The following is a 4,911-nucleotide window of genomic DNA, read 5'->3' as shown; positions in this document are numbered from 1 at the left end:
GAGCGGGAAGGACCGCCGCTAGAGCTTGCGAAGTCCACTGAGCACCCTTTCGAGCAGTGTCACGTCTGGCTGGCCACCGGCGTTCTCGTCGCCGCCGGGCTGATGGATGGCGACCAGGCCCGCCTCCGCCAAGTCGGCGACGAGGATCCTGGCCACGCCGAGAGGGATCGAGAGCAGCGCCGAGACCTCGGCGACCGACTTGATCTCGCGGCACAGGTTGCAGATCCGCTGATGCTCGGGCAGCTGGCCCTGCATCTGGTGCGGCTGCGCGGTGGTGTGCACCAGTGCCTCGATGGCGAGCTGGTAGCGCGGCCTGGTGCGGCCACCCGTCATGGCGTACGGCCGCACCAGGGGGTTGTTCGACGACCCGGCGGGTGCCGGCTCAGGGTTGCGGCGCTGCGGCTGCACCGGCTGGATGCGCGGCGCCGGCGGCTGGTCGTACGGCGACGGGCCGGGGCCCTGGGGCGCGTACGGCTGCCGGTGGCTCGGAACGGAGGGGAAGCCGTACGGATTCGCCGGGCCGTCGCCCGGACCCTGGGCAGGGCCGTACGACCAGTTGCCCGAGGACGAACCGCCTGGGGGTGTTGCCACTTTCTCCTCCTCCGACTGTGCTGGGCACCCATCCTTGTGGAGCCGCGTCCCGAAACCTTACGGCCCCGGGACGCCCCTACGCACCGTCCGCCTCCTAGTTGAGAAGGCTCCCCTGGAGCTCCGAACGCAGTTCGGGAGTCAGGACCGTGCCGGCACGGTCGACCAGAAGCGCCATCTCGTACCCAATGAGACCGATGTCCGCTTCCGGATGCGCGAGAACCGCGAGGGACGAGCCGTCGGAGATGGACATGATGAAGAGGAATCCCCGCTCCATCTCCACAACGGTCTGGTTGACGTTGCCGCCCTCGAAGATGCGGGAGGCACCGGCGGTGAGGGAGGTCAGACCGGAGGCGACGGCCGCGAGCTGGTCGGCGCGGTCGCGGGGAAAGCCTTCGGACATCGCCAGAAGGAGTCCGTCGGCGGAGACCACCACCGTGTGCGACACCCCGGGGGTGTTCTCCACGAAGTTGGTGATCAACCAGTTCAGGTTCTGTGCCGCCTGGCTCATCGGGCTCACACTAACGCTCCTGGTTGTAGGTGCTGTCAGGACCGAAGCCCTGGCCGTTCTTGTCACTTCCTGCGCTGCGTCCCCGCTGGACGCCCCGGCGCAGGTTGCTCAGCCTGCCCCTGACGTCCTCGGGGGCGCGGGAGACCTGTGGGCCGCCCTGCGGGGTCGCTGCCGCGGAGCCCTCGACCAGGTTGGCCTTGGGCACCCGCACCGGCAGGCCGGAGGCTGTGACCCCGCCTGCCTTGGGCTTCCGGAGTTGCGCGGCCTGCTGCCAGCGCTCGTCGTTCGCCGACCGCCAGCCGCCGCTGTCGCCGCCATGCTCCGCGGGAGCCGACGGCTCCTGGTTCACGCGCCGCGCACCGTTGGTGCCGTTCGTGCCGTTGGTGCCGCTCGCGAGGGACCCGCGGCGGGGCAGTCCGGCGTCGGTCAGCTCGTGGCCAGCGGAGTGGGCCGGTCCCGGTCGATCGAAGCCTACGCGGTCCTGCTGACTTGCGTCATCGGCCTGCGCAGATTCCGCTTCCGGAGCGTACTCGGCCGGGTAACCGTTGCGGTAGCCGTCCTGCTGCGGCCAGTCGCCCTGGTAGGACTGGCCGTTGTACGCCGGGAAGGAGTCCGTGGACGCGGCGGACGCCGACGCCTGTTCCTGCCGGGCGTCCTCCGCATACGAGGGTTCGGAGTACCCGCCGCCGGACGGGAAGCCCTCGTCCTGCGACCGTGACGCGTCCGGCGCGAAGTACGACTCGTCGTACGACGTCCGCTGCTGCTCGGGGTACGCCGTCTGACCGGTCTGTTGATCGTACTGCTGCTCGTAGGAGCCGTCGTAGGCCGCCGGCTGCTCCGGGTAGTCCTGGTAGCCCTGAGCGGCGCCGTCGTAGGCGTGTTGGCCCGTCTGGGCGCCGTCATAGGCGTGCCGGCCGGTCTGCGAGGCGTCGTAGGCGTGCTGGCCGGTCTGCTGGTCGTACTGCTGCTCGTGGCCGCCGTCGAAACCCTCGGCGTACGCCGACTGCTCCGTGCTCTCCTGGTCGGGCTGCTGCCGTTGGTGGGTCTGGGCCTCCAGGGCGGCGCGGCGCTCCTCGCGCATCAGCGAGCGGCCGACCGGGTCCAGCTCGCGGATGTCGTCGGGGATGTCGGCGTACCGGCTGTCGTCGAAGCCGAGCTCGGCCGCCGTGCGCATCGGCTGGTTGAAGTCCTCGCCGCGGACGTTCTGCTCCGGGAAGATCTGGGAGACGGTGAACTCCTCGCCCTGCGGCGCCTGTTCGCCGCCACCGCCGTGCGTGATCGCGTCCGGCAGCATGACCAGCGAGGTGGTGCCGGCCTGCTCCCCGGAGGGGCGCAGCTGGACGCGGATGCCGTGCCGGTCGGCGAGGCGGCCGACCACGAACAGGCCCATGCGCTGGGAGATCGCCACGTCCACGGTGGGCGGGTTGGCCAGCTTGTGGTTGATGTCGGCGAAGTCCTCGGCGGTCAGGCCGATGCCCTTGTCGTGGATCTCGATCATCACGCGGCCGTCGGGCAGCCGGGTCGCGGTGACGCGGACCTTGGTCTGCGGGGAGGAGAACGTGGTGGCGTTCTCCAGCAGCTCCGCGAGCAGGTGCACGAGGTCGGTCACGGCGCGGCCGTGGATGTCGCACTCCGGCACGCCTTGCAGCTCGATGCGTTCGTACTGCTCCACCTCGGAGGAGGCGGCGCGCAGCACGTCGATCAGCGGCACCGGCTGGTCCCAGCGGCGGCCGGGCTCCTCGCCGGCGAGGACCAGGAGGTTCTCGCCGTTGCGGCGCATACGGGTGGCGAGGTGGTCCAGCTTGAAGAGGTTCTCCAGCTGGTCGGGGTCGGCCTCGTTGTTCTCCAGCTCGGTGATCAGGGTCAGCTGACCCTCGATCAGCGACTGGTTGCGGCGCGAGAGGTTGGTGAAGATCGCGTTGATGTTGCCCCGCAGCAGGGCCTGCTCGGCGGCGAGCCGGACGGCCTCGCGGTGGACCTGGTCGAAGGCGCGGGCGACCTCGCCGATCTCGTCGGTGGTGTTGATCGGGATGGGCGCGACCCGGGTGTCGACGCGGCCGGGGTCGGTGCGGGAGAGCTGGTCGACCAGCATCGGCAGACGCTGCTCGGCGATGCCGAAGGCGGCGTTGCGCAGCTGGCGCATGGAGCGGCTCATCTGGCGGGCGACCAGGCCGGCCAGGATGAACGCGGCGAGCAGCGCGATCACGACGACGGCGCCGGTGACGAAGGCGTCCTGCTTGGCGTTGTCGGCGATGGCCGCGGCGTCGGCCACGGCCTTGTCGGTCAGGTCGGACTCGAGCTGCCGGTAGGCGTTGAACTTGAGCGTGTTCACCGCCCACCAGTTCGGCGCGGTGATGCCCTGCTGGGCCAGCGCCTGGCGCGCGGCGGGGTCGGTGGACTTCAGGCCGGCCAGCGCCGCGACCATCTTGGTGGGGTTGGACGGCGGCGGCACGTACTTGGGGTCCTTGGCAGCGGCCTCCTTGGCCATCTCCGCGCCCTGGGACTGGATGTTCTTCCGGGCCGCCTCCAGCTTGTCGGCGTCCTGCTGGGTGCCGCCGCTGATGTACTCCTCGACGGCGATGCCCTCCAGGTAGGCGTAGGAGGACAGGGCCACTCGCTGGCTGGCCAGGCTGCCGGTGCCCGGACCCGGGCTGATCAGCATGTGCATGCCGATGGAGCGCTCGAGGGAGAGCGCCGCCTTGGTGAGGGAGATGGCGTAGACGGTACGGCCGTAACTGGTGATGTTGCCGGTGCCGAGGCCGAGCTCGTTGGCGAACTCCATCAGCGGGTGCTGGATCGCGACGTAGCCTTCTTCCGTCTGCACGCCGGGGAGCCTGCTGGTGTACGCGTTCTGCCGCAGCGTCCTCAGCCCGGGCTCGGCCTTGCGGAACAGCTTCAGGCGGCGCTGCAGGCCGGGCTTGTCCGGCATGTCCTGCGCGGCCCGGTCGAAGGCGTCGGCGGCCTGGTCGGTCACCGCGCGGGCCTTGACGACCGTGGGGTCCTTCTGGCCCTTGCCGCTGAGCAGCGGCGCGGCCGTGACGTCGCGCTCGTTGACGAGCGCGTTGGCGTAGGTCAGGGAGGCCTGCACCAGGCGGGCGGTCTTCTCCGCGTCCCGGGCCTCCTGCCAGGTGCTGATCGAACTCTTCACCTGGAAGCCGCCCATGACCAGGCCGACCAGCACGGGTATGAGCAGGATCGCGTTCAGCCGGGTCGGTACCCGCCAGTTGCGCGGGGAGAAACGGCCGCCGCTCGGGGCCGGAGCGGCCGTCGGCTCCGAACCGGGCACCTGTGCGGGAGCCGCTCCGCGCGGCGGCGGGGTGAAGTTGCCCCGCGCCGACGGCCCGGGACCTTTTGTGCTTCGCCTCACTCGACCAACAACCTCTCGGCGGTCGGCACCTACGTCGTGCCGCAGTCTCTCAGAGCCCAGAGCGCCATCGACTACTCAGTATGTCTTTGACTATTGGGCAGTTCAGGCATTCCAGCACGTCCACCAGTGGTCTTCCAAACAGCGGAAACCTCGGATTGCGAGCGATGTAAGCCCCCGATAAAACGGTCATACAGAGCGAGCCCCGCCAAAAGGCGGGGCCGTTGTGAGCGCAGCGGCACCGGACGACCGCGACGCGTGGCCGCGCCGTGTCATTCCTCTGCGAAAACGTTATGAACAGCCGGGCCGACCGTGTCAAAGGACACAGCCGGCCCCCGGGCGTCTACGGCAACTGCCGTACCGCGCGGCCGAATTGCTACTTCAGCCGGGCCATGAGTGCGTGTTCCACGAGGGTGATGAGGGTGGACTTGGCGTCCGCGCGGTGGCG

General features: G+C 70.0%; 3 protein-coding genes and 1 pseudogene. All 4 read right to left on the bottom strand.

All coding sequences use genetic code 11. The features are described from left to right. Positions 1-18: 18 nt before the first annotated feature. Positions 19-591, bottom strand: coding sequence for a DUF742 domain-containing protein (locus IE225_RS32325; RefSeq protein ID WP_190061235.1), 573 nt, complete (start codon positions 589-591; stop codon positions 19-21). A gap of 94 nt (positions 592-685) precedes the next feature. Further along, positions 686-1,099, bottom strand: coding sequence for a roadblock/LC7 domain-containing protein (locus IE225_RS32320; protein WP_190061234.1), 414 nt, complete (start codon positions 1,097-1,099; stop codon positions 686-688). A gap of 10 nt (positions 1,100-1,109) precedes the next feature. Then, positions 1,110-4,466: a sensor histidine kinase gene (locus IE225_RS32315; RefSeq protein WP_190061233.1), complete on the bottom strand. Its 3,357-nt coding sequence runs from the start codon at positions 4,464-4,466 to the stop codon at positions 1,110-1,112. A 373-nt stretch (positions 4,467-4,839) separates the two neighbouring features. Beyond that, positions 4,840-4,911, bottom strand: a pseudogene (locus tag IE225_RS32310) (ATP-binding protein); the annotation flags it as partial.

The sequence above is a fragment of the Streptomyces echinoruber genome, assembly GCF_014651135.1.
GTDB classification, from domain to species: Bacteria; Actinomycetota; Actinomycetes; order Streptomycetales; family Streptomycetaceae; genus Streptomyces; species Streptomyces echinoruber.
This window is presented reverse-complemented; position numbering and strand designations above follow the sequence as displayed.

Excerpts from the sequence above, each read along its gene's own strand:
- IE225_RS32320 (WP_190061234.1), bottom strand. The coding sequence starts at position 1,099 with ATGAGCCAGGCGGCACAGAACCTGAACTGGTTGATCACCAACTTCGTG.